Raw genomic sequence first — 855 nt, 5'->3', positions numbered from 1 at the left:
AAGAGATCATCTCATTTGGCTAGCTAGACTTGTGGTGTGTCGAAGATCGTTGAGCGGCTGGTGCCGGACGAGCTGTGGGAGCTGTTCCAGCGAGTGGTTCCGGAGGCGCCGTCGCGGCCGCAGGGTGGCGGCCGGCGTCGGCACGGTGACCGTGAAGTCCTGGCTGCGATCGTCTTCGTGGCGACCTCAGGATGCACGTGGCAGCAGGTGCCGGCCGCCTCGTTCGGCCCGTCGGGTGCGACGGCCCACCGGCGGTTCACCGAGTGGACCAAGGCCCGGGTGTGGGCCAGGCTTCACCGCCTGGTCCTCGATGAACTCGGATCGCGCGGGGAACTGGACTGGTCCCGTTGCGCGATCGACTCGGTCAACATGCGGGCTCTGAAAAGGGGGAGCTGACAGGTCCGAATCCTGTGGACCGGGGCAAGTACGGGTCAAAGATCCACTTGATCACGGAGCGGACCGGCCTGCCCCTGTCCATCGGCATCTCGGGCGCCAACACGCACGACAGCCAGGCACTGATCCCTCTTGTGAAGGGCATCCCGCCGATCCGCTCGCGCCGCGGCCCCCGACGGCGCAGACCCCGAAAACTCCATGCGGACAAGGGGTACGACTACAACCACCTGCGACGATGGCTGTCCAGCCGGGGCATCCGACATCGCATCGCCCGCAGAGGTATCGAGTCCTCTACCCACCTGGGCCGGCACCGCTGGACCATAGAACGCACGATGTCCTGGCTCGCCGGATGCCGCCGACTGCACCGCCGCTACGAACGCAGAGCCGATCACTTCCTAGCCTTCACCAGCATCGCCTGCACCCTCATCTGCTACCGCAGGCTGGCCAAATGAGATGACTTCT

1 protein-coding gene is annotated in these 855 nt (G+C 65.6%); it reads left to right on the top strand.

The genetic code is table 11. The annotated features are described in order from the left end of the window. Positions 1–45: 45 nt before the first annotated feature. Positions 46–845 (top strand): IS5 family transposase gene (locus tag IG94_RS42420; protein ID WP_169752452.1). Its coding sequence is split into 2 segments (ribosomal slippage): positions 46–394 and positions 394–845, totalling 801 coding nucleotides; the frame shifts between segments, so codons are not numbered across the junction. The last annotated feature ends 10 nt before the right edge of the window (positions 846–855 follow it).

The organism is Streptomyces olivaceus, assembly GCF_000721235.1.
Classification (GTDB): Bacteria; Actinomycetota; Actinomycetes; order Streptomycetales; family Streptomycetaceae; genus Streptomyces; species Streptomyces olivaceus.
Note: the sequence above shows the minus strand (reverse complement) of the source record. Positions and strands in the feature narration are given on the sequence as shown.